Here is a 26680-nt window from a genome sequence, read left to right as displayed (position 1 = left end):
GCGCCGATGAGACCCATGACACGGCGCCAGACGCGCCATCACACCGCGCGTTCGGCGGCGACCCGGACGCGGGTGATGTCCGCCCTGCGGCGGCTGCTCGACTCGGGCGAGTCCTTCTCGGAGCTCAGCATCCAGCGGATCCTCGACGAGGCGGGCGTCTCCCGCGCCACGTTCTACGCGCGCTTCACCGGCAAGTCGGATGTGCTGGTACGGCTCACCGACGAACTGAGGGAGTCGCTGCTGACGCTGGCCAGGCGATGGGAACCGGGCGCGGGGGAGGACGGGGCGGAGCGGTTCGCCCGCTTCTTCGAAGAGGTGATCGCGATCCATCGCGCCCATCGCGCGGTGCTCACCGCGGTCCGTGAGGCCGCCTCCTACGACCCGGCCGTGAGCGACTTCCACACCGCCGACCTCGGCGGCTTCGACGAGGCGGTACGCAGGACCCTGCTGGCCGAACAGGCCGCCGGCAGGACGGCCGCAGACCTCGACGTCGTCGCCGCGAGCCGGATCATCGTCTGGGGCGGCAGTCAGGCGATCGCCCAGCACATCCAGGTGGACGACGGCACCGGGGACGGCGCGCTGGCGCGGGAGCTCGCCCGGATCTGGTGGCACGGCGCCTACCGCCGTCCTGCCCCCTCCCCGCTCCAGGAGGCGGTCCCGCCGCACTGGTGACGGATGCTTCTCTGCGTGCCGCGTGCCGCGTGCCGCGTGCCGCGTCACCGCGCGGTCCGGCCGACGGACGCGGCCGGACCCGTGGGGGAGGGTGCGGGCGGGCCGTCAGAGGCCGACCACCCGGTAGCTCAGCTCGGCGAAGGGAAGGTCGCTCTGGGCGAGGGAGCCGCTCGCCCATGCCTGACCGGTGCACCCGGCCCCGGAGTACAGGACCACGGACGCGGATCCGTTGACGATCTGCAGGGAACGGGCCGGCTGGGCCAGGTCGTGGCAGGTGCCGAAGTCGTGGAGGTCGACGTTCGTCACGATGCCGGTCCCGCCCGTGCCGGAGTAGAGGTAGGCGCCCTCCGTCAGCGGGGGCCATCCGGTGGCGCTCGCCGTTCCGGCGCCGAAGGCGGTCAGGGCCACCGCCAGGGCCGCGGCAGCGGTACAGAGTGTCGGCATGCGGGTGAACATACGGTCCGCCTCTCGTGTGATGTGCCGGCGCCCGAAGCGCCGACAGCACGACTGGTCGCCGGATTCTTTCGCGTTCAACCATTCTTGGGCAGGCCGTATTCAAGCCACATTGGCATGTGTGAGGGCGGGAAGCGTACTCGCCCATGTCACACGTGTGGTCCTTGACAGAGTGTGCCGGCCCGTCGATGCTCGTGACCTGTTGGAGCGGTGACGCATCGAGCGTGCGGGTCTCCGCACGCTCCCACCCGAACGCGAGGACACGGCATGATCAGCAGGCGCAGGCTGACCGGGACCATGACAGCGGCGGTGGCGGGAGCCTCCGTCCTCCACGGGGCGGGCGGGGCGTCGGCGCTCACCGGCGCCGCCTCGCCCGGACGGGCGGCGCGGGGGCTCGGACCGGTGCGCCGGGTGCGCACCGACGTGCTGGAGATCGCCTACCACGATGTCGGGCCGGTCCACGGCACTCCCGTGATCCTCCTGCACGGCTGGCCCTTCGACCCCGTCGGCTCCTACACCGAGGTGGTCGCGGAACTCGCCCCGCGCGGCTACCGCTGCTACGTCCCCTACCTGCGCGGCCACGGCGAGACCCGGTTCCTGGACGCCAGTTCCCTCCGGTCCGGCCAGCAGGCGGCACTCGGCGCGGACCTGGTCGCGTTCATGGACGCGCTCCGCGTCCCGAGGGCGCTGTTCGCCGGATACGACTGGGGCGGAAGGGCCGCCGACGTCGCCGCCGCCCTGTGGCCGGAGCGCTGCACCGGACTGGTCTCCGTGAACGGCTATCTCGTCCAGAACCTCGCGGTCGCCCAGGAGCCGCTGGCGCCCGCGCGCGAGGAGGGCTTCTGGTACTTCTTCTACTTCGGCACCGAGCGGGGACGCAAAGGGCTCCAGCGCGACCGGGAGGGCCTGGCCCGGGTCGTGTGGCGCCGCAACTCGCCCGAGTGGCGCTTCACCGAGGCCGAGTTCGCGCAGGCGGCGGAGGTGTGGCGGAACCCGGACTACGTCGACGTGGTGATCCACAGCTACCGGCACCGGCTGGCCGCCGCACCCGGCGACCCCCGGTACGCGGCCCTGGAGAGGCGGCTCCTGGAGCAGCCGAAGATCACCGTGCCCACCGTGACGCTGGACGGGAAGGCCGACGGCGTCACTCCGTGGACCGACGGCAGCGGTCACGCGGCGCACTTCGCGGGCCCCTGGCGGCACCACGTCGTGCCGGGCGCCGGCCACAACCTGCCCCAGGAGACGCCGGGGGCCTTCGCCGCGGCGGTGGTCGAGGCCGACGACATGGGGTGACCGACCACGTCGTCAGCACCGCCGCACACATATGTGTGCCGAGCGAGGGGGTATGTGTGAGTTCGGCCGGATCCGGTAGTACGGTGGAGCGGCACGGTGGCTCGGACCCCCTCGCCGTGGGTCCTCGCAGCGCCGCGACATCGGAAGAGCCCGTCTTCACGGGCGCGCGCGGCAGGGCCGCGCGAGGCAGAAGGGCCCACCATGGACTTGCGTCTGACCGGACGTACCGCTCTCGTCACCGGGGCCTCCCGGGGTATCGGGGCGGCGATCGCCGAGGCGCTGGCGGAGGAGCGCTGCGACCTCCACCTGGCCGCCCGCAGCGGTCCGCTCCTGGAGGAGACGGCCGCACGACTCCGCTCGGCCCACCACGTCACCGTGACCACCAGCGTGGTGGATCTGAGGGATCGCGGTGAGCTGGCAGCACTGGCGGCGAAGGCCGCGGACGTCGACATCCTCGTGAACAACGCCGGCGACATCCCGGGCGGCACGCTCGACGCCACCACCGAGGAGAGCTGGCGCCACGGGTGGGAACTCAAGGTGTACGGCTACATCGACCTGACCCGGCTGCTGTACGCCGAGATGAAGCGGCGCGGCAGGGGAGTCGTCGTCAACGTCATCGGCAACGCGGGGGAGAGCGTCGACAGCCGCTACCTGGCGGGCAGCACGGGGAACGCCGCTCTCATGGCGTTCACCCGCGCCCTTGGAGGCACCAGCCTCGCCGACGGCGTCCGCGTGGTGGGAGTCAATCCGGGCCCGGTGGCCACGGAGAGGATGGTCCAGCACCTGAAGAACGCGGCGCGGACCACGCTGTCGGACGAGAGCAGGTACGCCGAACTCACCGCCCACTACCCGCTCGGCCGGCCGGCGGAGCCGCGGGAGATCGCCGATCTCGTCGCCTTCCTGGCCTCGGACCGCTCCGGCTACACCAGCGGGACCGTCGTCACCGTGGACGGAGGAGCCACGTCCGCCACGTCGCTGTACTGAGAGCACGGGTACGTGCCCCGGGGACGCGCGCGCCGCACACACCGCCCCCTTCGGGGCCACTGTGCGTCTCCGGAGCGACTCACCCGACGGCGGCCCCGCCCGGGCACGCGTGGTGCCCGGGCGGGGCCGCCGTCGGCTTTGCTGCGGCGGTCGGCGGTCGTCCGCGCGATCGAAACCGTCGGCCGCCCGGAGCGCTTCACTCGATGCCGGTGGCGCGGCCGGGACACGTCGCACGTGCGGCAGGGGTTCGTGTGCGAGACATGTGTCGACGAGCCGTCCCCGCAGAATATGCGTCACCGGCTTGACGGGTGACGCTTGAGACTGCCATGCTGGCGTCACCTTCCCAACCGGTGATGCAAAGTCCCGGCGGGAGGGCCTCTCACGAACCTTCGACCCACATGGGGAGCACCAGTCATGGCCGTCACCTACACCGCCGTTGTCGATGTCGACGGAGAGGGCCGCAACGGCGGTCGTGTCCGCTCCGCCGACGGTCTCCTGGAGACCAGCTTCCTCGGCGCGCTGCGCCGCGCGGCGTCCCTGCGCAAGGTCCGGCTGACCAGCACCACCATCACGGCCGAGATCACCCTCACCCACGGCGACGACGGTGAGTTCGGCCTCTCCGCGGTACTCGCCCCCGTCCTCGGCGGCGTGGACCAGGCCACGGCACAGGAACTGGCCGAGGCCGCCCACCAGATCTGCCCCTACTCCAAGGCCACGCGCGGCAACATCCCGGTGACCCTCAACGCCTCCGCCGCCTGAGGGGCCCGCCCCACCCGGACCGCGGGTCCCGTGTTCTCCACGCCCCCCTGCACGGGACCCGCCCCCCCCCAGGGGGGCCAAGCGCGAGGTGCACCGGGGCCGCCGGCGCCCCGGAGCACCCGGCGGACGACTCCCCGCGACGTGCCGCATGGCTTGGGGAGCGGCCCGGGGACGGCCGGGGAACCCACCGTCAGGTGACTGACGCGGAGGTCACCGTCCTGAGCTGACCGTGGGGTGTGAGGCCGACGCGGTCCCCCCCGCCGGCACCGCCGCCCACGGTCCGCGACAGCGCCCGGAACCGGGCATCCGCATCACGGTCCGCACCCGGACCACCGACCAGCAGGAGCACAACCATGGACATGAAGCTCGAAGTCGTCGTTCTGCCCGTGTCCGACGTGGACCGCGCCAAGGACTTCTACGCCGGACGCCTCGGCTGGCGTCTCGACGCGGACTTCCCGATCCACGACGGCTACCGGATCCTGCAGGTCACCCCGCCGGGCTCGGAGTGCTCGGTCATCTTCGGCGAGGGCGTCACCCTGCAGGAGCCGGGCACGCTCCACGGCCTGCAGCTGACCGTCACCGACATCGTCCAGGCGCAGAAGGAGCTGGAGTCCCGCGGCCTGGCCGTCACCGGCCCGTTCCGTGACGAGACCGGCGCCTTCCACCACGCCGGGGACTCCCACCGGGTACCCGGCCCGCACCCCGAGCGGGCCAGCTACGGCACGTTCGCCGCGTTCACCGACCCCGACGGCAACGAGTGGTTCCTCCAGGAGGTCACCGAGCGCGCCCCCGGGCGCTGAGACCCGGTCCCGGCGCGGCACCGTCTGGCCCCGCCGCGCCGGGACCGCCCTTCCGCGGGCGCCCGCACCCGCCCGCCGCACGCTTCCCACCCCTGGAGGAGACACATGACGACCGAGAACACACGCACCTACGACGTCATCGTGATCGGCGCCGGACCCGTCGGTGAGAACGTCGCGGACCGCACCACCGCCGCCGGTCTGGACACCGTCATCGTGGAGAGCGAACTGGTGGGCGGAGAGTGCTCGTACTGGGCGTGTGAACCCAGCAAGGCCCTGCTGCGCCCGGCGCTGCTGCGCGCCGACGCCCTGCGGGTCCCGGGCATCGACCCCGCCGTCAAGAACTCTCTCGACGTCGACGCCGTCCTCGCCCACCGCGACCGCATGTCCGCCGACTGGAAGGACGACGACCAGGTCGCGTGGGTCGCGTCGGCCGGCATCGACCTGCTGCGCGGCCACGGCCGTCTCACCGGGCAGCGCGAGGTGTCGGTGCGCACCCCGGACGGCGACACCGTGCGCCTGCGGGCCCGGCACGCCGTAGCGGTGTGCACCGGCAGCCGCGCGGCCCTGCCCCCGCTGCCCGGCATCGGGGACCTCAGGCCCTGGACCAGCCGCGAGGCGACCAGCGCCCGGAAGCCGCCCGGCCGCCTGGCGGTCGTCGGCGCGGGCGTCGTGGGCGTCGAGATGGCCACCGCCTGGCAGGCACTGGGCAGCCGAGTGGTCCTGCTCGCCCGTGAGGAGGGCCTGCTGCCCCGCATGGAGCCCTTCGCGGGGCAGATGGTCACCGAACGGCTCAGGGAAGCGGGCGCCGACGTACGGTTCAGCGTCTCGGTCACGGCCGCGGAGCGCGGACGCGACGGAGCGGTCCGTGCCACCCTGTCGGACGGCACCGACGTCGTCGCCGACGAGATCCTCTTCGCCACCGGCCGTGCCCCGCGCACCGAGGACATCGGGCTGGACGTCCTGGGACTGGTGCCGGGGGAGTGGCTCGCGACCGACGACAGTCTGACGGTCACCGCGGTGCCCGGTGAGTGGCTGTACGCCGTCGGCGACGTCAACCGCCGTGCCCTCTTCACCCACCAGGGCAAGTACCAGGCTCGTATCGCCGGATCCGTCATCGCCGCCCGGGCGCGCGGCCAACGGCTCGACACCGGACGCTGGACGCCGCACAGCGGCACCGCCGACACCGAGGCCGTACCCGGTGTGGTGTTCACCGACCCCGAGATCGCCACCGTGGGCCTGACCACCGCGGAGGCGGAGCGCGCCGGCCGGGACGTCGAGGTCGTCGACTATGAGATCGGCCGCCTCGCGGGCGCCGTCCAGTACCGTCCCGACTACCGGGGCAGGGCACGCGTCCTGATCGACCGCGACCGACAGGTCGTCGTCGGAGCCACCTTCGCCGGGCCCGGCGTCGCCGAACTGCTGTACTCGGCGACCGTCGCCATCACCGGGGAGGTGCCCGTCGACCGCCTCTGGCACGCGGTGCCCGCGTTCCCCACGATCAGCGAGGTGTGGCTGCGCCTGCTGGAGACCAGGAGGGACGCATGACCACGGCACGCGATCTCGCGCTCATCGCCCTGGGCCTGCCCGCCGACCGGGCCGTCGAGCGGGGCGACCTCTCCCTCGCGCTGGCCGGGGCCGAGGCGGCCGATCTGCTGGCCGCCGGGGCACTGACCCTGGACGGCGACGTACTGGTTCCTGGCCGCCGGACGGCCCCGGACGACCGCCTGCTCGACCAGGCCCTCGCCTCCACCACCCTGGGAGAGCCCTCGGAGTCGGTCCAGGAGTGGCTGTGGCGCCGCGGCGAGGAACTCGCCGCGGCCTACGTCAGGGAGCTGGAACGAGCCGGCCTCACCGCCCACGGGCACGGGCCGCGGCGCGCACGGGCCGTGGTGACCCACTCGCCGGAATACCTCCGCGCCCAGGAGCGCCTCGCCTCCGGCGACCCGGTCCTCACGACCCTGGCGGCCGTCCTGGCGATCGGCGACCTTCCGCCGGACAGCGGCGAGGGGGACGCCTCGGACGGAGAGGCCGCCGTCGCCACTGTGCTGGCGGCCGTGGGAGAAGCGGTGACGGAGCTGGAGGCCGTACGACTGCGCCGGACCATCGAGACCGACGCGTTCGACAACATCTGGCGCGGCTGACCACCGTCCCGCGACACCCGGCCCGCCACGTGCCCACCGTCGACCCGACCGCGTATGACATACGGCATATGACATGTGAGCACAGTGATCACATGTCGTCGCGGCCGAGGAAGGCGGGGATGCGTCAGCTCTCCGAGCGCCCGTCGACCACGGTGTACATCACGGAGCGCTGCTCCTTGTGGCGCCGGAGGCGGCCCTTCGCCACCAGCGACTCAAGGGTGTTGCGCACCACCTGCGGGGTCGGGGCGCGGTCCGGATGCTTCGCCAGCAGCTCGTCCCGCAACTCCTTCGCCGGCCGGGGTCCGTCGTGCCGGCCGAGCAGTTCCAGCAGCAGGTCACCGAGCAGGGGTCGGCGCGACTTCGCCTTCGCGCCGGCCTTCGGCGAGGCACCCGCCGAAGAGGCCCGGGCCGGTTCCGGGCGACGCGCGGCCGCACCGGCGGAGGCTCGCTTCGCCTTCGGGAGGGCGGGCTCGTCCTGCAACTGCTCGGGCAGTCGGGACGGGTCCGCGAAGCCCTCGTACCGCTGGGCGAGGTTCAGAATGCCCGTCAGAAGGGCCTCCTCCTGCCGCAGCACCGCGATCCGCTCCGCCAGCTCCTGCTGCCGGCGGCGGTTCTCCTCCAGGTCCGACGCGGCCTGGTCCACCAGCCGCGACCGGAGCGTGCCGGTCGACTCGTCTGTCACAACCGTTTCACTCCCTCGATATGAATGTTTCTGCGCATGGTACTCACGGTGAGTCCCCTGTGCAGATAAGTGTCGACGCCGGACGGTGCGCCGGGCATGTTCACCTTTCACGATAGGCGCCAATGTGCCGGTGCACGTAGCCCATGGCGGCTTTTGTTCGTCCGTGCGGGGCGTGCGACCTGTCCTGTCAGGTCGGGGACGCCGCCCGACCGTGTCCCGGGGAGCCGGGACGCGAAGCGGTCACCGAGCGGTTGCGTCGCCCGCGCTCCCGCCGGCGCCGTCTCATGGCACATGTATGTCACCTTCTCGTGCGTGCGACGCGTCACAGGGCGGCCGGACGGCCGTTCATGTGTCTGAGAACTGTCCGCCCATGCTTTGACAGGTGACATGTGTGCCGGGATGCTGAATGCGTCGGGCGGGCGGGGGAGGAAGCCGCAGCCGACCGGACGACTCGCCGCCACGAGCCGCCGCACTGGGGAGGGGAGGAGTCCCGTGCACGTGCTGGTCCCTGACGATCCCGTGTTCTTCGCGACGTTCCAGAGCCTTGAGGAACCGCTTCTCCGTCATCTCTACCGGCTCCACGCCGCCGGGCTGGACTGCGACGACGGCCGGATCCTCTCGGATGCCTACGACAGCTGGGTGCAGGTCCTGCTGAGACTGCCCGGGTGGCCCGAGGGGCACGCGCACAGGACCGAGCCCGCACCCGACGAGCGCGCCGGGTACGTGCTGTACGGCACGCACGGCGACCCGCTCCCGAGCCTGTACCCGATCGAGGTGACCGCGGTCGAGCTCGGACACCTGACGGCCTGCCTCGACCTGTTCGCCGCACGCGACCGCGCGCTGCCCGCGCTGCCGGGCCAGCCGGCGGTCCCGTGGGTCGCCGAGCAGCCGGAGCGGGACCGGGGGCTGGCCGACGTCTTCCGCCGCGTCCTGCAGGTGCTGTTGCTGCCGCCGCCGCGGCGGCTCCTCGCCGCGGTCCGGCACGTCGTGCTCACGGGAGCCAAGGGCTCCATGACCCTGCCCGCCGACCAGGAGCGGGAGTACCGGCGCTTCTGCGAGGACATCGTCACCATCCTCAGCTCGGGTGACGCCTTCGCCCACCGCAGCCACTGGGCCCTGTACTTCTGAGTCCGCGGTCCAGCCTGTCGCCGCTTCGGCCACGCGAGGGGCCGGACCTCGGGGCCCGTCAGCCTCGCGTGTCCTGTGGGCCGGCGCGGGGCGCCGCAACCAGGGTCAGGCCGTCGTCACGCGCCCACGCCGGCCGTGGTCTTCTTGCGGGCGCGGTAGGCGGCGGCCTTGTGCTTGTTGCCGCACGACTCCATGCCGCACCACTGGCGCCGCATGCCGCGGGACCGGTCGATGTAGACGCGGGTGCACTCGGGGTTGCCGCACTCCTTCAGCAGGGGCACGTCCGGGCCGCTGAGCAGCTCCACGGCCTGCCGGGCGACGGTCGCCAGGGCCTGCTCGGGAGTCGCCTCGGTGTGCCGGCCCGTCACGGTGAGCTGCGGCGTCACGGGGATCTTGCGCGCGGCGCCGTTGAGCAGGGCGAGCGCCTCGCCGTCGAAGTCCTCGCCGAGGCGGCGGTCGGTGATCAGCCGGTAGAGGGCCTCGCGTACCGTGATCGCCTCCCGGACGTCCTTCTCGTCGCCGGGGGTGATCGCGTCCACGAGCCCGGACTCCAGGTACCAGGCGTTCAGCCGCTCAGGGGTCACGAACATCTCGAACCGGGTCGATCGCCGGGCCCGCAGGGTGGCCGCGAAGTCGAGCGCCGGGTGTCCACAGACGAAGGCATGGTCAAGATTCACGTCACCATCTTGACAGGTGACTCCCTCGGGGCGCAAGGGAGCGCCGCCCTCGGCGGGCGATGTCGCCTGTCGAGGGCGGGCCGGCACCCGTACCCCACGCGGTGCACACGCGTTCAGGACCGGGCAGGGGCCGCCTCCGCCCGGAGGGCGCGGACCGGCTCCAGCCGGAGCTCGCGGCCCTGCCAGCCGCGGCGCAGCCACCGGTCGTGGCTGGCCACCACGATCGCGCCCGGACCGGTGCCCAGCGCCTCCTCCAGCTCGTCGCACAGGCGGGGGGAGAGGTGGTTGGTCGGCTCGTCGAGCAGCAGCAGCTGGGGCGGACGGGCCATGAGCAGTGCCAGCGCCAGCCGACGGCGCTGCCCCACCGACAGGTGCCCGACCGGCCTGTCCAGGTCCGCCTCGTGGAGCAGCCCGAGCGAACCGAGCGGCACCCGCTCGGCCCTCGCCGCGCCCACCGACAGCTCGTAGGTGTCGCGAACGGTCCGTTCGGGACGGTCGAACACGGTGTCCTGGGTGAGCAGCCCCACCCTCAGCCCGCGCCGCCTGCGCACCTCGCCCTCGGCCGGAAGGCGACCGGCGAGCACGCCGAGCAGCGTCGACTTGCCCGCCCCGTTGCCGCCCGTGACGAGCAACCGGTCGGTCGCCGCCACCTCCAGGCCGTCCAGTGCCAGCCGGCCGGGGATCCGGACGTCGCGCAGGGCCACCAGCGGCTGCGGGCCCTCCTCCGCGCCCGCCGCCAGGTCGACTCCGGCGAACCGCAGGGGGAGGGGCGGCTCGGGCACCTGGGCCCGCTCCAGCTCCTCCAGTCGCCGGGTGGCGTTGCGCACCCGGCGGGAGATCTGGTTCTGCACCCGGCCGGCCCGGTGGCCGTACCCCATCTTCTCGTTGTCGACGCGCCCGCGGTCCGGGGCGACGCGGTGCGCGGTGACGCCCGCCGACCGCCGCAGCTCCTCCAGTTCCTCCTGCTCCTCGGCGTACCGCCGTTCCCAGCGCGCCCGTTCGGCACGCTTCTCGGACAGGTAGGCGCTGTAGTTCCCGCCGTAGCGGACCGGTCCGTCCACCGCCGGGTCGAGGTCGATCAGGTCGGTGCAGACGGCGTCGAGGAACGCCCGGTCGTGGCTGGCGACCACCACGGTGCCGGGCAGGGAGCGGATCTGCTCCTCCAGGAACGCTGCGGCCCCGTCGTCCAGGTGGTTGGTCGGCTCGTCGAGGAGCAGGGCGGAGGGGCGCCGGACGAGCAGCGCGGCCAGGGCGAGGCGGCCGCGCTGCCCGCCGGAGAGCGACCCGAGCGGACGGTCGTGCGCCACCGCGCCGAGACCGAGCCCGTCCAGCACGAGGGCGGCGCGACGGTCGGCGTCCCAGGACTCCCGGTCCTGGGCCCGCTCAAGCCGCCTGCCGTAGGTGTCGAGGAGTTCCCGGTGGCGGGGGTCGTCCTCGGGGACCCGGGCGAGTTCCTCGCCGAGCCGGTCCAGTTCCGCGAGATCCTCGCGGGCCTCGTGGAGCGCCTCGTCGAGTACGGAGGCGAGGGTCGAGGAGGTGTCGAACGGCATCTCCTGGTGGAGGAAGCCGAGGTCCGCGGGGCGGGTGACGCTCCCCGCTTCGGGTTCGTCCACGCCGGCGAGCACCCGCAGGAGGGTGGACTTGCCGACGCCGTTCTCTCCGATCAGGCCGATCCGGTGGCCGGGGGAGGCGGTCAGGGAGACGCCGTCGAGGACGCGGCGTCCGCCCAGGTTGCGGACGAGGTCGTGGGCGATCAGGGCAGGTCGGTGCATGGGAGTCCGTCCGGGGCGTTCGGTGGTCGGCCCGCCGGGCATGGAGCCTCGGGCGCGGGCCAGGGCACACGCCGGCGGCTCACACCACGGGGGCTCCCGTCTCCTGCAGTACGCCGTCGGCCAGTCGCAGCCAGCGGTCGATGCCGATCTGGGCGAGGAACCGCTCGTCGTGGCTGATGACGACGAAGGCGCCCTGGTAGGAGTTGAGGGCGCTCTCCAGCTGGCTCGCGCTGACGAGGTCGAGGTTGTTCGTGGGCTCGTCGAGCAGCAGGAGGTGCGGGGCCGGTTCGGCGCACAGCACGCAGGCCAGGGTGGCGCGCAGCCGTTCGCCGCCGGAGAGGACGCCGACCGGGAGGTGCGCGCGGGGTCCCCGGAAGAGGAAGCGGGCGAGGAGGTTCATGCGCTCCGCCTCGGGCCGCTCCGGGGCGAACTTGGCGAAGTTCTCCGCGACGGTGAGGTTCAGGTCCAGCAGGTCGAGGCGCTGCGAGAGGTAGGCGACGCGGCCGTCGTTCCGCTTGATCTCGCCGCTGTCGGCGGCGAGGTCACCGGTGATCAGTCGCATGAGGGTGGTCTTGCCGGCGCCGTTGGGACCGGTCAGCGCGATGCGCTCCGGGCCGCGCACGGCCAGGTCGACGCCGCCCGCGGCGAACACGTCCGCGTCACCGAGCCGGACCTGCATCTGTTCGCCGAGGAACAGGTTGCGGCCGGCGGGCACGCGGGTGTCGGGCAGCTCCAGGGTGAGGCGTACCTCCTCGCGCAGCGCGCGCCCGGCCTCGTCCAGACGGGCCTTGGCCTCGCTGACCCGGGCGGCGTGCATGGTGCTGGACTTGCCCGCGGCCTCCTGCGCGCCGCGCTTCATGTTGCCGGCGAAGATGCGCGGCAGACCGGCATTCTTGAGGTTCTTCGCGGCGTTGCTGGCCCTGCGGTCGGCGCGCTCGCGGGCCTGCTGGGCCTCGCGCTTCTCGCGCTTGAGTTCCTGTTCGGCGTTGCGGACGTTCTTCTCGGCGACTTCCTGCTCGGCGCGGACGGCCTCTTCGTACTCGGTGAAGTTGCCGCCGTACAGGCGGAGTTCGTCGCTGCCGAGTTCGGCGATGCGTTCCATGCGGTCGAGCAGCGCGCGGTCGTGGCTGACGAGGAGCAAGCAGCCGTTGAAGTCGGACAGGGCGTCGTAGAGGTGGTGACGGGCCTGCGCGTCGAGGTTGTTGGTGGGTTCGTCGAGGAGGAGGACGTCGGGGCGCTTGAGGAGCTGGGCGGCGAGGCCGAGGGAGACGACCTGGCCGCCGCTGAGCGTGCTCAGACTGCGTTCCAGGGTGAGGTCGGCCAGGCCCAGGCGGTCGAGCTGGGCGCGGGTGCGCTCCTCGATGTCCCAGTCGTCGCCGATGGTGGTGAAGTGCTTCTCGTCGACGTCGCCGGACTCGACGGCGTCCAGGGCGCGGATCACCTCGGCGATGCCGAGGACCTCGGCGACGGTGAGGTTCCCGGTCAGCGGCAGGCTCTGCGGGAGGTAGCCGAGTACGCCGCTGACGTGCACGGACCCGGTGGCGGGCTTGAGTTCACCGGCGATCAGCTTGAGCAGGGTGGACTTGCCGGAGCCGTTGGGCGCGACCAGGCCGGTGCGGCCGGGGGTCACGCTGAAGGACAGGTCGTGGAAGACCGGGGTGTCGTCGGGCCAGGCGAAGGAGAGGTTCGAACAGATGATGGCTGCGTCGGACATGAAAGACCTCGGAGACGTCGTGGGCAGAGCGTGGACCTCTGCCCTGGGAAGACGGTGGAAAAGGGGTACGACGAAACGGACCACTTCGGCAGCGCTTCCGAGCGCCGGCCGGTGGCCGTCAGATCCGGATCTCACCCGGAGATGTCGTCTTCACCCACCACGTCTATGACTCCTCGATCGACAACCTGTCTCCGTTTCACCGTACCAAATCGAACCGGCCGGATGGGCATATCGCCGGTGGGTCGTGTCGGGGTCAGCGGAGTGTGTACGGGTGTGGGGGTCGTCGCGGCCGTCCTGCACATGTGTCAGCGCGTCACCTGTTGAACCAGTGGTGGCCTTCGTGCGCCCCGGCGTGGCGTCGCTCCGTGGCTGCGGGCTCCCCCGGGGTTCCGGCGGCGGCCGGGCGTGCCGTACGGCCGGCGGCGAGCCTTCCGTGAGCAGGCGCCGAACTCGGCAGATGACCTAACACGTCCGTCATATGACGGATCCGCGGTACACGTGACCCCGACCGTCAAGTGACTGTTCTCCGCCGCTCCGTGAGGCGTCAGGCTGGGGTCGTCCGTCACCGTGGCGGGCAGCGCCGGGCGGGTCGACCCCTTTCGTCACCGATCTAACCGGTGATAAGGTCTGGATCAGACTTCGGCGCACCGAGAGTTCCGAGCTCCGGCCCGCCCCTTCTTCGCCTTTCGTGCACACGTGTCGCGGTGCGGCCGCGTGCACTCCTACCTCCTGGATGGACTTTCATGAGACGTCGACTTCTGGTTGCTGTCGCGGCTGGTGTTCCGCTCACCGCGGCCGTATACCTCCCGACCGCTTCGGCCGAGGGCGAGACCTCCGCCGCCACGCCCCTCAACTGTCAGACCGTGCCGGTGAAGGCCCCGGCCGGTACCGAGGTGGAGTCCGTGACGGCGGTCCGCCAGGCGGGCGGCACCATCAAGGGCTCCGGCCTCCTCGGCGGCGAGGTCAGCGGTGTGCCGGCCTTCTGCGAGGTGACCGTCACCCTCACCCACCCGGGCGACGGCGACCACGCCAGGATCAGGACCTGGCTGCCCGAGCAGGGCTGGAACGGGCGCTTCCAGGCGATCGGCGGCAGCGCCTACCTCGCCGGGGACAACGGCGTCGGGCTCGGCGCCGCGGTGAAGAACGGCTACGCCGTCACCACGACGGACGCCGGTGTCGGTGACGTCCTCGACGTGAGCTGGGCGCTGGACGCCGACGGCAGGACCAACAAGGCCCCGCTGGAGAACTTCGCCTCCCGCTCCCAGCACGAGGCCGCCGTCGTCGGCAAGGACGTCGTCGCCTCGGTCTACGGCAAGCGCGCCTCGTACGCCTACTTCACCGGCTGCTCCACCGGCGGCCGCCAGGGCTACATGGAGGCGCAGCGCCACCCGGACGACTACGACGGCATCCTCGCCGACGCGCCGGCCATCAGCTGGGACGAGTACGAGGTCGCCACCCTGTGGCCGCAGGTCGTGATGAACAACGAGAAGAACTACCCGACCGGCTGTGAGCTGGACGCCTTCACCAACGCCGCCGTCAAGGCGTGCGACAGGCTCGACGGGGCCCGGGACGGGCTGGTCAACGACGCCTCCCGCTGCGACTTCGACCCGCGCCGGCTGATCGGCACGAAGGTCGTGTGCGAGGGCAAGGAGCTGACCATCTCCGCCGCCGACGCGGCCGTCGTCCGCAAGATCTGGGACGGCCCGCGCACCACGACCGGCAAGAAGCTGTGGCCCGGCGTCCCGGTCGGCGCGGACCTGAAGGGCCTGGCCGGCACCGTCGTCGACACCGACGGCACCCTCAAGGGCGCGCCCTTCCCGGTGCCCGCCTACTGGCTGACCCACTGGGTGAAGAAGAACCCGTCCTTCGACATCTCCACCCTCACCTACAGCCGGTTCACCGAAGTGTTCAAGCAGTCCCAGGCCGAGTACGACGCGGTCATCGGCACGGACGACCCCGACCTGTCCGCCTTCCGCGACTCCGGCGGCAAGCTGCTGACCTGGCACGGCAGCGCCGACGAGTTCATCCCCACCCAGGGCACCGTGAAGTACCGCAAGCAGGTCGAGCGGACCATGGGCGGCGCCGGGAACGTCGACGACTTCTACCGCCTGTTCCTCGCCCCGGGCACCAACCACTGCGGCCTGAACGGCCAGGACGGTTCCACCGACGGCCTCGCCGCCCTCACCACCTGGGTCGAGCAGGGCAAGGCGCCCAGGACGCTGCCCGCCACGCTGGTGAACGCCGACGGCAAGCAGGTCGAGCGCAACCTGTGCCGCTACCCCCTGGTGTCCCACTACAAGGGCTACGGCGACCTCGCCGAGGCGACCAGCTTCCGCTGCGTCTCCCCGTCCCGGTACTGAACCGGCCGTCTGACCCGCTGAATCGAGAAAGGCCGGACCACCATGAGCACGCAGACCTCGACCGCCCCGACCCCGGCGGCGGCCGGCGAACGCGCCTCCCTGCTGAGGCTGTACCTGGGCCGTGGCGTCCTCGCCGTGGCGTGGGCGCTGGCCTTCGCCGGAGCCCATGAGGACGTCGACGCCGCGGCGATCACGCTGCTGGTCGCCTACCCGCTGATCGACGCGGTGTCCTCGCTGATCGACCACCGTGCCGTCCCGGACGGCTCCGAGCGCCGGGTCATCGCCTTCAACGGCGTACTGAGCACACTGGCCGCCGTCGCGATCGGCATCGCGGGAGCGGGTGGCGAGGCGCCCGTGCTCCATGTGTTCGGCGCCTGGGCCGTCGTCTCCGGGGCGGCCCAGGTGATCGTCGGAGTGCGGCGGCGCGGCCCCGAGCTGGGCGGGCAGTGGCCCACGCTCATCTCGGGCGGACTCTCCTTCGTCGTCGGCATCTTCTACAACATCCAGGCCGCGGGCGCCGATCCGTCGCTCGACGTGCTCTCGGTGTACGCCACCGGCGGCGGGGTCTGGTTCATCCTCCAGGCCCTGCTGCTGGCCTGGAAGTCCCGCGGGACGCGCACCCGCACCGCCTGACCCGCCTCGTGCCGAGCCCCGAATCCTGGTGAAGGAAGTTGGAGCCCGATTCCGCCCCGCCGGATGCCATCCGGCGGGGCGGAGGGCTGTGCAGGGCCCGCTCGCGCGCCGCGACGAGAAGCCTCCGGTCCGAGACCGGAGGGGCAGGATGCGACGAGGACGAAGGCGGCGTTCGTGGAGAGGCGCGGGACGCGGGGACGCTCGACGCCGCGCGCTCGGCCGGCTGCCGTAGCGCAGCCGCTTCGAGCGCTGGGCGAGCGGGTGTCGGCGACTGCGGTCGAGGACCGGGTCACCGCATGACGCGCGGCAGCGCGGTCAGCCGTGGTCCTCCCACTCCTCCTGGCAGAACCGGGCCCCGCTCACCATGGTGTCACCGGCTCGGGTGGCTCGTACATAATGGGGAGGCCCGTGGGGCCAGGGTCTCCTCCGCAGCCGAAGGTGACACCTTGCCCGCTCTGCTCCAGATGCTGGATCAGCAGCGTGTCAACGGCCTGGACCGGCATGCCGATCAGCCGGATGCCCTCGAATTCGACCTGCGGCCCGGTGAGTCCGTCGACCGTGACCGCGCCCAGAGTGGGAGGCAAGCCGGGGCCGCAGGCGTACTGAGCACTCACTCCGGCCTGGTCGAACCGGTCGTGGTAGAGGATCCACTGCCCGGCGCCCTCCCACGGCTCGAAGGGGTGCCGGCCCAGGCGAGCAGTCGGCCTCTCGTCCAACGCGCTCGCCACCTGCAGGGGAACCGGTCCCGGCAGGCGGTCCGGGAGGTCGCGCGTCCCCCGGCCGTCGGCCGGGCTTCCCCCGGGCGGCCCCGCTCACCCTGGTGACGGGAGCGCGGGGCCGCCCGCGAACGTCCCCGGATCAGGGATCCAGCCGCCGCAGGGCGTCCCGCAGTGCCACCCGGGACGCGATGCCGAGCTTGGGATAGATCTGGTACAGATGCGCGCCGACGGTCCGGTGCGAGAGGAACAGCCGCTCCGCGATCTGCTTGTTCGTCAGACCCGTGGCGGCCAGCTCCGCGATCTCCCGTTCCTGGGCGGTGAGCGCGGCACCCGTCCCGGCCTCACCCTGCGGCACGACCCGGCCGGCCGCGCGCAGCTCCTTGCGCGCGCGCTCCGCCCAGGCGGTGGAGCCGAGCTGCTCGAAGGTCTTCAGCGCGGCCGCCAGCGGCGCCTTGCACTCCGACAGCGCCCGGGACCGGCGCAGCCGCTCCCCCTGGGCCAGACGCACCCGGGCCACCGTGAACGGCCACCGCTCCGCGTCGGCGGCGGCCGGCGTTCCGGCGAACAGGCGGGCCGCCTCGGCGTCGTCCTTCGTCACGAGCGCCTCGGCGGCGTCCGCCAGCAGGCTCAGCCGGGGCGAGAGCCCGGAGATGCCGGTCTCCTCGCGCAGGGCACGCACGTGTGCGACCGCGGCCTCCCGCCGGTCGGTGCGCACGGCCGCCTCCACCAGCTCGAAGAACACCCACGACGCGTGCGCGACGTACGGGGGGAACTCGCCGGCCGGGCTGATGGCGGTCACCCGGCCGAACGCCGCGTCGAAGTCGCCGTCGGCGATGTCCGCGAGCGCGTGCACGTGCTGGGCGCAGTGGACGGCCTCCCGGATGCCGCGCGGGGCCGCCCAGTTGATCATCGCCTCCGCGAGCGCGTGCGCCGTCCCGGTGTCCCCGCGCGAGGCGGTCACCAGGCCCTTGGTGTACTGGAAGAACCAGGTGCACACGGTGTACCCGGACTCCGCGCACTGCGTCAGGCCCTCCTCGGACAGGTCCAGGACCGTGTCCCAGTTCCCCCGATGGTAGTCCTCCAGACAGAGGTGCAGCAGGGCGCCGATGTGCCGGCGCACCGCGCCGCCGTCCCGACCCTGCCGCACCAGCCGCCAGGCCACGTCGCGGACCCCCGCCAGCCGGTCCGGGTACAGCGCGGCCGTCCCCACCCGGACGATCCTGGCCGGGTCGGTCTCGTTGGCCGCGTCGGCGACGATCTCGTCCAGCTCCCGCAGCGTCGCCGCGTCGGCGTGCGACGGGTCGCCCCAGGTGCGGGCGGCCACCAGCAGCAGCGGCGGCGGAGCGGGCCGCAGTCTGGCGACGGCGGCGTAGTAGGGCACCCACAGCTCCTCGCGTGCCCCGTAGTTGCACAGCAGCAGCAGGAAGTGCAGTGCGTCGATCAGCGCCGGGTCCTCGGCGTCGAAGCCGTGGTCGCCCTCCTCGATGGCGCCGACCAGCAGTCGGTGCGCGGTCGCCAGGTCGCCGTCGCTGTTCAGCACGAGCTGCACCGCTGCGGTCGCGGACCGCAGCGAGGCGCCGTGCTGGGGATCGGCCCGCCAGGCGTCCTCCAACAGCGCCGAGGCGCTGCTGAGCGCGCCGATCGCCTCTGCGCCCACGTAGGCGGCCTCCGCCAGCCGCCGCGCGCGGTCGGAGTCGAGCGGGCTGAGCTCCGCGGCCCGGGTGAGCGAGGCGATCGCGGCGACGGCGTCCCCGCGCTCCTGGATGCGCCGCGCCGTCCGCTCCAGCAGGAGCGCGACCTCCTCGTCGGGCTGGAGCGTGGCCTCCCCCAGGTGCCAGGCCCGCCGCTCCGGCTTGTCGGCCAGCACCGCCGCCAGGGCGCGGTGCGCCGCGCGCCGGGCGCTGCTGGTGGCCTCCCCGACGACGGCCGACTTGATCAGCGGGTGGCGGAACACCAGCCGGCGCGGGGAGTCCTCCACCCGCACGAGCCCTTCCACTTCGGCCGCGTCCAGGTCGCCCAGCTCGGCGTCCCGGTTCGTGGCCGACGCAGCGGCGGACAGGACGCCGAGGTCGCCCGTGTCGTCCAGGGTGGCGAGCAGCAGCAGGGTGCGGGTCGCGGCGGGCAGGGAGCGGACACGGGTGGCGAACAGCGACTGCAGACGCTCGCCGAGCGGCAGGACGGCCGGGAGGACCTCCCGGGCCCGGCGCTGGTCCGCGCGCAGGGCCCCGGGCAGCTCCAGCAGCGCCAGCGGATTGCCCTGCGCGTCCTTCAGGAGCCGTCGGCGCACCGGTTGCGCGAGGTCCGGGAAGCAGAGGTCCACGAGACGGGCGGCGGCCTCGCGGTCGAGGGCCGGCAGGTCGTAGGACGGCAGTCCGTTGCCGTCGAAGAAGCTGCCGACGCCGGTGCGCGAGGCGGCGAGGAACCGGACGGGGACGTCGGACAGCCGCCGCGCCAGGAAACCGAACACGGCGGCGCTGGCCCGGTCCACCCACGGAAGGTCGTCCACGACGAGCAGGACGGGACCGTCCTCGGCCGCCGACCGCAACAGGGCGAGCGCGGCGTTGCAGACCACCAGGCGCTCGGGCGCCGGCCCGGCGCCGAAGCCCAGGGCGACACGCAGGGCGTCCCGGCTCGGGCCGGCGAGCCGGTCCAGGATGCCGTGCAGCGGGAGGAGGACCTGGTTCAGGGCCGAGTAGGCGACGTCGACCTCGAACTCGGCACCGGCCGCGCGCAGGACCCGGGCACCGTCCCGGGCGGCGGCCCCGGCCAGGGCGTCCAGCACCGCGGACTTGCCGACTCCGGGCTCCCCGGACAGCAGCAGGGTGCCGCCCGACCGCCGCCCCAGCAGTTCGCGGATGCGGTCCAGGTCCCGCTCTCGTCCCACCAGGGAGGCGGTGGACCCCGGGTGCGAGGTGTCCCGCGAGGAATCAACGGCGTAGCGCACCGGGCACCACCTTCTCCAGGCCGCCGGCGAGGGTCGCGGCGGCATTGCGTACGGCTCCGAGTGGCACGCTTCCCTGCGCCACGCCGGACGGCACCGTGGCGGGGCCGCGTCGCGCCGGACCGGACATCCGCGTGAAGCCTGCCATCTGCGTTCCTCCGTCGGTGCCGGGCCATTGTAGGAGAGCCCGATCACCGGCGCGCACCGCTTCACCCCAGGTCACCGGGCGGACGGCGAGGGCTCAGGACGTCGACCACTGCTGGTTGTCCTGCCCGTTGCACGTCCAGAGTGGGAGCGGACTGCCGTTCGCCGTCAGCATGTCCCGTACGTCCACGCTTTTGTCGGCGAGACCACCGGCCACGTCATGCCGGAAGTTCAGCATGAACTGCTGCGCCGGGCCGCCGTCGCAGGAGGTCGTGCGGAGGCCGACGCCGTCGGCGGTCGAGCCGCCCGCGAGCTCCACGCACAGGCCGAGGGAGCGCATGGTCCCGTCCGACGAACGTCCAGTGCTGCGAGGCCGAACCCGAGCAGCCCCAGATCATCAGCGCCGCACCGGGTACGGCCCGGCCGCCGACGACGTCGATGCGGCGCTGCGAGGTGTGGCCGAGCACGCCCACACCCGGCAGGGGTTCCGGCGTCGGCTGCTGCGCCGGGGCGCGCGACGATGCATCGGCGGACGTCCCGGAATCGATCCTGAAGGCCGCCAAGGCGGCTCCCGACCACTGGTTCGGCATGGTCGACCCCGCCTGGCGCGGAGAGGACGAGACGGAACACCCGGCCGAGAACTCCTCCGGATCCGGGGGCACATCGGACGAGGCTTCCGGCAGGTCGGGGAACGCGTCGCCCGACGCCGGCTCCGGTTCGTCGTCGCAGGAGGAGAAGCCGACCCAGCCCCCGAGCGAGCCCTGGCCCGGCGGTGTGCAGATCTACGCTCACGCCTCCGGGCGCTGCATCGACATCGCCACAGCCCGAACGCGCCGGTGGTCTCCAAGCTGGTGATCTGGGACTGCTACGACGAGTCCTACCAGCGGTGGACGTTCGTCGACGGCACGGTGCGGTCCGAGGGCACGTGCATGAACGTCAGCGGTGGCGCGACGAACAACGGCGCCGTCATCAACTGGGCGACGTGCAACGGCTCGGGGGCCCAGAGGTTCCCTCTGAACGCGTCGCACGACCTGACCAACGCCGCGTCCGGCACCAAGTGCGTCGACGTGGTCGACCAGCGGACCGACACCGGAGCGCATCTGCAACTGTGGCAGTGCGCCGGCACGCCCCACCAGAAGTGGAGCACGCGCACCCCGTAGGCCCGGCCGGAATGCGATCCGCGCGGGGCCGCATTCCCCCCGCGGACACGTCGTGAACACGTGTGCCAGTGGCCTGGCCGATATCGGTGCTTGCGGGCATGCACACACACGTGTTTGCGTATGGGGGCAGTGTGGTCGTCCCACCCGGCTCGAAGGGAATCGAAATGATCGACAGGCGTTCCGTCCTCCGGACCAGTGGTGTCGCGGCGGCCGGCGTACTCGCCGCCGCCCTGCCGGCCTCGGCCGCGGTGGCTGATCCGTCCCGCCCCGGCGGGACCGTCTCTGCGGCGGATTCCGGCCCGACCGACGGCGTCACCCGCACCTTGCTCCAGGAACACCCTTCGCCCGCTGAGGGATGGGAGGCCGTGCAGACGCTGGTCGAGATCCCGGTGCACAAGGAGTCCGGCCGGCACAGCCATCCCGGCGTGGAGGTCGGCTACATCGTCCGGGGTGAGGTCCTGATGGCGTTCGACGACCGGCCGCCCCTGCGGCTGCGCACGGGCGACCCGTTCTTCATCCCGAGCGGTGTGATCCACAACGCCCGCAACATCGGCAGGGTGACGACGATGATGCTCTCCACCTACATGGTCGACGAGACGAAGCCCCTGGTGACCACCTACTAGCTACTGCCCGAGGTAGCGCAACACCGCCAGCACCCGGCGGTGCTGACCGGACGCGGTCTGGTTGAGGCCCAGCTTCATGAAGATGCCGGTCACATGCCGTTCCACGGCCGCGACGCTCACGAAGAGCTGCTCGGAGATCCCCGTGTTGGAGTGGCCCTCGGCCATCAGCGCGAGCACCTGCCGCTCCCTCGGCGTCAACCCGGCCAACGGGTCCTCGGGACGCTTGCGGCCCAGCAGGGCCGAGATCACGTCCGGGTCGAGAGCGGAGTCCCGGGCCACGACCCGTTCGACGGCGTCGATGAGGAGCTGCGGGTGGGCCACCTTCTCCTTCAGGAGGTAGCCCACCCCGCTCGGATCGTCTCCGACCAGGTCGAGCGCGTAGGAGGCGTCGAGGAACTGGGACAGGACGATGACCGCGGTGTCCGGCCGTGCGGCACGGATCTTCCGTACGGCGTCCAGGCCGTCCGCCTCCAGGGCCGGCGGCATGCGGATGTCGGTGATCACCACGTCGGGGCGGTGTTCATCGGCCGCCCGCACGAGGTCGACCGCGTTGTCCACGGCCGCGACCACGTCGATGCCCGCCGTGCGCAGGATGGTTGCGATGCCTTCGCGGACGATCGGCTGGTCCTCACCGAGTACCGCCCGACGTGGTTGCTTCATGGCGACATCCTAACGCGCATACATGTCACGGTCGTTCGGAATCGGGACACCGCCCGGCAGGCCCCGCGGGGTACGTCACCTGGAGACGGCGAGGGCGGCGAGGACCTCCTTCGTACGGCCCGTCTCGGCGATGCGCGGGTAGATCCGCGTGACGGTGTGGTCGTGGGCGGAGCCGTCGGTGTCGGTCACGGCGTCCAGCGCCACCGTGACGTTGTATCCCCGTTCGTGGGCGTCGCGGACGGTGGACTCCACGCCGCTGCTGGTGGCGATGCCGGTGACGACGAGCTGGGTGACGTCCTGCTCGCGCAGCCACCCGTCCAGGCCGGTCCCGGTGAAGGCACTGCGCGCGTGCGTGGTCACGAGGTGGTCGCCCTCGCCGGCGTTCAGCTCGGGGACCAGCTCGGTCCCTTCGGCGCTCGGCTCGGGGAAGCTCGCGCCGAGGTCGTTGCGTCCGGCCGGGCCGCCCGCGACGTTCACGAGCACCACGGGCAGGCCACGGCGGCGGAACGCCGCGAGCAACTCGGCGTTGCGGTCGAGGACGTCGGCAACCGGGTGCGCGAGCGGCAGTCCGACGACGCCCTTCTGGAGGTCGACGACGATCAGGGCGGTCTTCCGGTCTACAGCGGTGACGGACACATCTCTCCTCGACGGCCGTGCCCTTCGGTCGGCACATGGCCATGATTCTCGCGCTCAAACTAACACGTATGAAGAGAATCATGAGGATAGGTATGCAATCGGTCGTCGATGGCCGTGCGTCGGCCCGGGGCGGACGCCACGCGTCCCTCGGCCGGTCCGCCCGCGGTCTGCCCGCGGAACGGCGTGGGGTGTGCCCTACGTCGGCACGGGGGAGTCCCGAGGAAGGCCGAGGGGTCACACGACAGACCCTGCCGCACCTCCGGGCCGACACTTGGTGCCAGGACGAGGACGCCCCGCGCGTACCGCACACATGCGGTTCCGCCCCATGGCCATCGGCGAGGCGCACGACACCCCGCGTCCACCTGCCCGGACGTCCAGGCCGGTCGACCGGCTCAATCCCTTGGAGGCGACCATGAAGAAGTGCCACCTCACCCTGGAGATCACCCACTGGGTGACGTCCGAACTCCCCCTGGACCTGACGTGCGAGTTCGGCTACGACACCAGCGACCCGCTGGCCGTCTCCCTGGTCCTGGACAGCCACGGGGCACGGCCGGTGCGGTGGTTCCTCTGCCGCGAGCTCCTGGCCGACGGCCTGGTCGCCCGCGCCGGCGAGGGCGAGGTCGTGCTCTGGCCGCTGCTCGACAGCGACGGCGAGCGGTCCTCCTTCTGCGTACGGGTGGGCGGAGGCGACCGCACGGCGCTCTTCGAGATCCCCGTCGAGCCGGTCGCGCGGTGGCTCGCCCGCACCTGGGAGATGGTGCCCCGCGGGACCGAGCTGGAAGGTGTCGACTGGGACGAGCTCGTCCAGCTGGCGGAGTGACGACAGCCGTCCACGACACCAGGCCCCGGCCGTTCCGACGGCCCGCGACACCGCCGGGCAGGGGCGCCGCCCGGTTCAGTCCCGTACCGGGATCTGGATCAGCAGGGTGGTGCCCCGGCCGGGCGGCGAGTCGATGGTCAGCTTGCCGTCGAAGGCCGCCACGCGGTCCGCGAGGCCGGTCATCCCGCTGCCCGCGGTCGCCTTGCCGACGCCGCCGATCCCGTCGTCCGCGACCTTGAGCCGCAGCACCTCCCCGAACTCGACGAAGACGTCGATCCGGGACGCCTGGGCGTGCTTGACCGCGTTGGTCACGGCCTCGGCCACCACGAAGTACGCGTTCGACTCGACCGTGGACGGGATCCTGCGTTCGCCCTCGCAGTCGACGACCATGGGCACCGGGCACCGGGACGCCAGGTCCCTGACCGCCGGCACCAGCCCCTTGACCGTGAGCACCAGCGGATAGATCCCGGAGGCCAGCTCCCGCAGCTCGTTGATCGCCGTCTGCGCGTTGTCGATCGACTGGTCGAGCAGGTCGACCGCCGCCCGCTCCGACCCGGGGAGCAGCTCTCGCGCCAGCCGCAGCCCGATCATCAGGCTGACCAGCCGCTGCTGCGCCCCGTCGTGCAGGTCCCGGGCGGTGCGCCGGTGGACGGCCTCGGTGCTCTCCATGATCCGCCGGCGACTGTCCTGGAGGGAGGCGGCCATGCTGTTGAAGGAGCTGCCCAGCGCTCCGATCTCCGCGATCCTGCTGGGTGCGACCCGTACGCTCAGGTCTCCGCCCGCCAGCTCCTGCGCTGCCGCGGCCGCGCCGCGCACGGGCCGTACCACCGCGCGGTGCTGAAGCACCGTGAAGACGGCGAACAGTGCCATGGACGCGGCGAGCCCGACCGCGGCGGCGGTCACCGCCTGGTTGCTGTTGGCCCCCGCGGCGTCGGTGCGTTCGGCGAGATGGACGCGCTCGTCGGACATGTACTCGTCGAACTGCGCCCGCAACGCGTCCACCCGTCGCTTGCCCTCGGTCGCCTCCTCCAGTGAACCGGCCGTGGGGTCGCCGCCACGCGCCTTCGCGATCAGCGGGACCGAGTAGTCGTCGAGGAAGGACCGGACTCCCTGGGTGATCCGCTCGGCGGTGCGCCGCTGCTCCTCGGAGGTCGTGCTGTCGGTGAACTGCCGGGCCTCCAGCGGCAGTGCCTTCCGCGCCGCGTGCCACGGTTCGAGGAACTCCTCCCGCCTGGTGATCACGAAACCGCGCTGGCCGGTCTCCAGGTCGATGAGGAGCTGCTCCATGCTGCCGGCCCTGACGAGGGCCGTGCGCGAGGCCCGTCTGGCCGAGATCGAGTTGTTCGCGTCGTTGATCGCCCACAGCAGCACGGTGAACGCGACACCGATCAGCAGCGCGAGCAGGCCGCTCGCCGCGATCGTGAGACTCGTCAGCCCCAGGGGCCGACCTCCGTGGCCACGCCCAGCACCCATGAATCCGCCCTGCCCCCGTGAAGAAATGTGACAGGCAAAGTGTGCAACGTATTCCGGCCGAGCAGAAGACATGTCCGGAACGTGAACACCGTGAGAGCCCCGGACGGCGCCCACGGAATGCGGGGCCCGGCGTTCACATGTGACCGGGCCCGGCTCATCCGCACCGCACACACATGGCGGTGTCAGGACTGGCGTCGTGGCGTCAGTTCCCGGAAGGGGTCTCATCGTACCGGGGGAAGTGACAGGCCCCTGCGCTCCAGGTAACGGTCGGTGGAGCGCCGGCTGCGCCGCAGGAGGCGCAGCCCGTCCGCGCCGCGCCCCGAGCCCATCGGCTCGACCACCGAGGAGGGCACCAGCAGCCACCCGTCGCCCGCGGGCCGCAGTTCGCCCCGGACCAGGGCATTACTGAGGCCGTTCAGCCGCTCGTCGTGCCGGTGCACCAGGAGCGAGGCGGGGCCTGCCGTCACGGCGCAGTCGGCCGGCACGCGGACCGCGAAGCCGTCCGTCGTCGGCACCGGCCGGGTGCGGGCCGGCACGGGTGCGCCGGACGCGTCGCGGGAGGCCAGGACGGCCGTGGCGTGCCCCGCGAGCTGTGCGGCTCCGGTCGGCGGCACACCTCCGGGCGCGCCGGTGGGCACCCGTGGTGCGGGCGGATCCCCGGCGGGGCGCACGATCACCTGCTCGGGAGTGACGGTGATGACCAGACGCAGGTAGTACCAGGCCGTCAGCCGCCGCAGCGGGCGCGCGAGGTAGGACCGGCTGTGCGGCTGCCGGTCGAAGAGCATCCGCCAGTACTCCTCCAGGCCCTCCGGCCCGGTGTGGATCTCGTCGGGGCACTCGGCCCGCCCGCCGACGAAGATCTGCGCGGGTTCGGTCAGACCGCTTCCGGTGGGGTCGGAGAAGAGCAGGGCGACCCGGCCGTCCCGGCGCACGTTCAGCGCCTTCTGCGCGAACGCCAGGCGCGTCGTCACCACGAGCCCGCCGTTCTCGCGTCGCCACACCGCCGTCGGCCAGGCCGTCGGCGTGCCGTCACGGCCCAGCGTGACGACCTCGCAGCTGCGGTAGGCGTCGAGGACGTCCAGGGGCGGAGTCGAGCACCGTCATCGCCCCGCCTCCACGGTCAGCGGAGCCCGGCCGTCGCGGTGTTCCCGCGCCGGCCCGGTGGGGCTCTCGGACGCCGGGGCGGTGGCGAGCGGCGGTGCACCGCCGTGCGGAACCGCCGGCCCACGCTGGACCGCGGACACCGTGCGGAGGTCGGGGCGCCCGGACGGGGGAGGAGTGGGTGAAGGGATACGGGAAGTCACGCTGGTGTGCTCCGATGCTCGGGAACAGGGAAGTCCGGCCGGACAGCCACGTGACGCTCGGCGCACACGTGGCGAGACGCCGGCGGCGCCGTGCCCCGGCACCGCGACCGCTCGTCCGGATGGACCGCGCCG

The 26680-nt window shown here is 72.6% G+C and carries 25 protein-coding genes; 13 read left to right on the top strand and 12 right to left on the bottom strand.

Features of this window, described 5'->3' with window-relative positions; genetic code table 11:
* Positions 1-15: 15 nt before the first annotated feature.
* Positions 16-672, top strand: a complete 657-nt coding sequence (locus IF73_RS0120615; RefSeq protein WP_031010164.1) for a TetR/AcrR family transcriptional regulator — start codon at positions 16-18, stop codon at positions 670-672.
* 105 nt (positions 673-777) lie between these two features.
* Here the strand turns inward: IF73_RS0120615 and IF73_RS0120610 are convergent, their stop codons facing one another.
* Positions 778-1116 carry a hypothetical protein gene (locus IF73_RS0120610; protein ID WP_234338295.1) on the bottom strand — a complete coding sequence of 113 codons (339 nt, stop codon included), beginning with the start codon at positions 1114-1116 and terminating at the stop codon, positions 778-780.
* A gap of 276 nt (positions 1117-1392) precedes the next feature.
* On the opposite strand from IF73_RS0120610, the gene IF73_RS0120605 reads away from it, so the two are divergent.
* The 6 genes from IF73_RS0120605 to IF73_RS0120580 all read left to right on the top strand — a co-directional run bounded on the left by IF73_RS0120605 (position 1393) and on the right by IF73_RS0120580 (position 7102).
* Complete coding sequence (locus IF73_RS0120605) at positions 1393-2418, top strand: alpha/beta fold hydrolase (protein ID WP_031010160.1); 1026 nt, start codon at positions 1393-1395, stop codon at positions 2416-2418.
* 201 nt (positions 2419-2619) lie between these two features.
* Positions 2620-3402, top strand: a complete 783-nt coding sequence (locus IF73_RS0120600; RefSeq protein WP_031010158.1) for an SDR family oxidoreductase — start codon at positions 2620-2622, stop codon at positions 3400-3402.
* Between the two features lie 414 nt (positions 3403-3816).
* Positions 3817-4161 carry an OsmC family protein gene (locus IF73_RS0120595; RefSeq protein WP_031010155.1) on the top strand — a complete coding sequence of 115 codons (345 nt, stop codon included), beginning with the start codon at positions 3817-3819 and terminating at the stop codon, positions 4159-4161.
* Positions 4162-4514: 353 nt separating this feature from the next.
* Positions 4515-4961: a VOC family protein gene (locus IF73_RS0120590; protein ID WP_031010153.1), complete on the top strand. Its 447-nt coding sequence runs from the start codon at positions 4515-4517 to the stop codon at positions 4959-4961.
* 105 nt (positions 4962-5066) lie between these two features.
* Positions 5067-6506, top strand: coding sequence for a dihydrolipoyl dehydrogenase family protein (locus IF73_RS0120585; protein ID WP_031010151.1), 1440 nt, complete (start codon positions 5067-5069; stop codon positions 6504-6506).
* Positions 6503-7102, top strand: coding sequence for a GPP34 family phosphoprotein (locus IF73_RS0120580; protein ID WP_031010148.1), 600 nt, complete (start codon positions 6503-6505; stop codon positions 7100-7102). The genes IF73_RS0120585 and IF73_RS0120580 overlap by 4 nt, the downstream gene beginning before the upstream one ends.
* Positions 7103-7226: 124 nt before the next feature.
* On the opposite strand, the gene IF73_RS0120575 is transcribed toward IF73_RS0120580, so the two are convergent.
* On the bottom strand, positions 7227-7784 hold the full coding sequence (locus tag IF73_RS0120575) for a hypothetical protein (RefSeq protein ID WP_031010147.1): 558 nt from the start codon (positions 7782-7784) through the stop codon (positions 7227-7229).
* Positions 7785-8282: 498 nt separating this feature from the next.
* On the opposite strand from IF73_RS0120575, the gene IF73_RS0120570 reads away from it, so the two are divergent.
* Positions 8283-8912 (top strand): hypothetical protein, encoded by a 630-nt coding sequence (locus tag IF73_RS0120570; RefSeq protein WP_234338294.1) that lies wholly within the window; start codon positions 8283-8285, stop codon positions 8910-8912.
* Between the two features lie 116 nt (positions 8913-9028).
* Here IF73_RS0120570 and IF73_RS0120565 read toward each other — a convergent pair whose 3' ends face one another.
* The 3 genes from IF73_RS0120565 to abc-f form a co-directional block, all read right to left on the bottom strand.
* A complete protein-coding gene (locus tag IF73_RS0120565; protein ID WP_031010143.1) occupies positions 9029-9589 on the bottom strand; it encodes a CGNR zinc finger domain-containing protein in 561 nt (186 codons plus the stop codon).
* A gap of 113 nt (positions 9590-9702) precedes the next feature.
* A complete protein-coding gene (locus tag IF73_RS0120560) occupies positions 9703-11361 on the bottom strand; it encodes an ABC-F family ATP-binding cassette domain-containing protein (RefSeq protein ID WP_031010140.1) in 1659 nt (552 codons plus the stop codon).
* 79 nt (positions 11362-11440) lie between these two features.
* Positions 11441-13075, bottom strand: a complete 1635-nt coding sequence (gene abc-f, locus IF73_RS0120555; RefSeq protein WP_031010137.1) for a ribosomal protection-like ABC-F family protein — start codon at positions 13073-13075, stop codon at positions 11441-11443.
* 743 nt (positions 13076-13818) lie between these two features.
* On the opposite strand from abc-f, the gene IF73_RS0120550 reads away from it, so the two are divergent.
* The gene (locus IF73_RS0120550) at positions 13819-15435 is read left to right on the top strand and encodes a tannase/feruloyl esterase family alpha/beta hydrolase (protein WP_031010135.1); all 1617 of its coding nucleotides are present in this window, start codon (positions 13819-13821) and stop codon (positions 15433-15435) included.
* 42 nt (positions 15436-15477) lie between these two features.
* Positions 15478-16068 (top strand): DUF308 domain-containing protein, encoded by a 591-nt coding sequence (locus IF73_RS0120545; RefSeq protein WP_031010133.1) that lies wholly within the window; start codon positions 15478-15480, stop codon positions 16066-16068.
* A gap of 359 nt (positions 16069-16427) precedes the next feature.
* Here IF73_RS0120545 and IF73_RS0120540 read toward each other — a convergent pair whose 3' ends face one another.
* The 3 genes from IF73_RS0120540 to IF73_RS42100 form a co-directional block, all read right to left on the bottom strand.
* Positions 16428-16796, bottom strand: a complete 369-nt coding sequence (locus IF73_RS0120540; protein WP_031010131.1) for a hypothetical protein — start codon at positions 16794-16796, stop codon at positions 16428-16430.
* A 130-nt stretch (positions 16797-16926) separates the two neighbouring features.
* The gene (locus tag IF73_RS0120535) at positions 16927-19731 is read right to left on the bottom strand and encodes a helix-turn-helix transcriptional regulator (protein ID WP_031010128.1); all 2805 of its coding nucleotides are present in this window, start codon (positions 19729-19731) and stop codon (positions 16927-16929) included.
* Positions 19732-19969: 238 nt separating this feature from the next.
* The gene (locus IF73_RS42100; protein WP_051717079.1) at positions 19970-20212 is read right to left on the bottom strand and encodes a ricin-type beta-trefoil lectin domain protein; all 243 of its coding nucleotides are present in this window, start codon (positions 20210-20212) and stop codon (positions 19970-19972) included.
* 496 nt (positions 20213-20708) lie between these two features.
* On the opposite strand from IF73_RS42100, the gene IF73_RS0120525 reads away from it, so the two are divergent.
* Both IF73_RS0120525 and IF73_RS0120520 read left to right on the top strand, forming a co-directional pair.
* On the top strand, positions 20709-21032 hold the full coding sequence (locus tag IF73_RS0120525; RefSeq protein ID WP_031010126.1) for a ricin-type beta-trefoil lectin domain protein: 324 nt from the start codon (positions 20709-20711) through the stop codon (positions 21030-21032).
* A 164-nt stretch (positions 21033-21196) separates the two neighbouring features.
* Positions 21197-21655 carry a cupin domain-containing protein gene (locus IF73_RS0120520; protein WP_031010124.1) on the top strand — a complete coding sequence of 153 codons (459 nt, stop codon included), beginning with the start codon at positions 21197-21199 and terminating at the stop codon, positions 21653-21655.
* Here the strand turns inward: IF73_RS0120520 and IF73_RS0120515 are convergent, their stop codons facing one another.
* Together IF73_RS0120515 and IF73_RS0120510 are read right to left on the bottom strand one after the other, a co-directional pair.
* Positions 21656-22315, bottom strand: a complete 660-nt coding sequence (locus IF73_RS0120515; RefSeq protein ID WP_031010121.1) for a response regulator transcription factor — start codon at positions 22313-22315, stop codon at positions 21656-21658.
* Positions 22316-22390: 75 nt separating this feature from the next.
* Complete coding sequence (locus tag IF73_RS0120510; RefSeq protein ID WP_031010119.1) at positions 22391-22951, bottom strand: isochorismatase family cysteine hydrolase; 561 nt, start codon at positions 22949-22951, stop codon at positions 22391-22393.
* A 412-nt stretch (positions 22952-23363) separates the two neighbouring features.
* Between IF73_RS0120510 and IF73_RS0120505 the strand changes: the two genes are divergently transcribed.
* Positions 23364-23771: an SsgA family sporulation/cell division regulator gene (locus IF73_RS0120505; protein ID WP_031010117.1), complete on the top strand. Its 408-nt coding sequence runs from the start codon at positions 23364-23366 to the stop codon at positions 23769-23771.
* Between the two features lie 75 nt (positions 23772-23846).
* Here IF73_RS0120505 and IF73_RS0120500 read toward each other — a convergent pair whose 3' ends face one another.
* Together IF73_RS0120500 and IF73_RS0120495 are read right to left on the bottom strand one after the other, a co-directional pair.
* Positions 23847-25244, bottom strand: coding sequence for a CHASE3 domain-containing protein (locus IF73_RS0120500; protein WP_031010116.1), 1398 nt, complete (start codon positions 25242-25244; stop codon positions 23847-23849).
* A gap of 221 nt (positions 25245-25465) precedes the next feature.
* Positions 25466-26218 (bottom strand): pyridoxamine 5'-phosphate oxidase, encoded by a 753-nt coding sequence (locus IF73_RS0120495; RefSeq protein ID WP_234338293.1) that lies wholly within the window; start codon positions 26216-26218, stop codon positions 25466-25468.
* Positions 26219-26680 lie beyond the last annotated feature (462 nt).

Source organism: Streptomyces sp. NRRL F-5727 (assembly GCF_000719555.1).
Lineage (GTDB): Bacteria > Actinomycetota > Actinomycetes > Streptomycetales > Streptomycetaceae > Streptomyces.
This window is presented reverse-complemented; position numbering and strand designations above follow the sequence as displayed.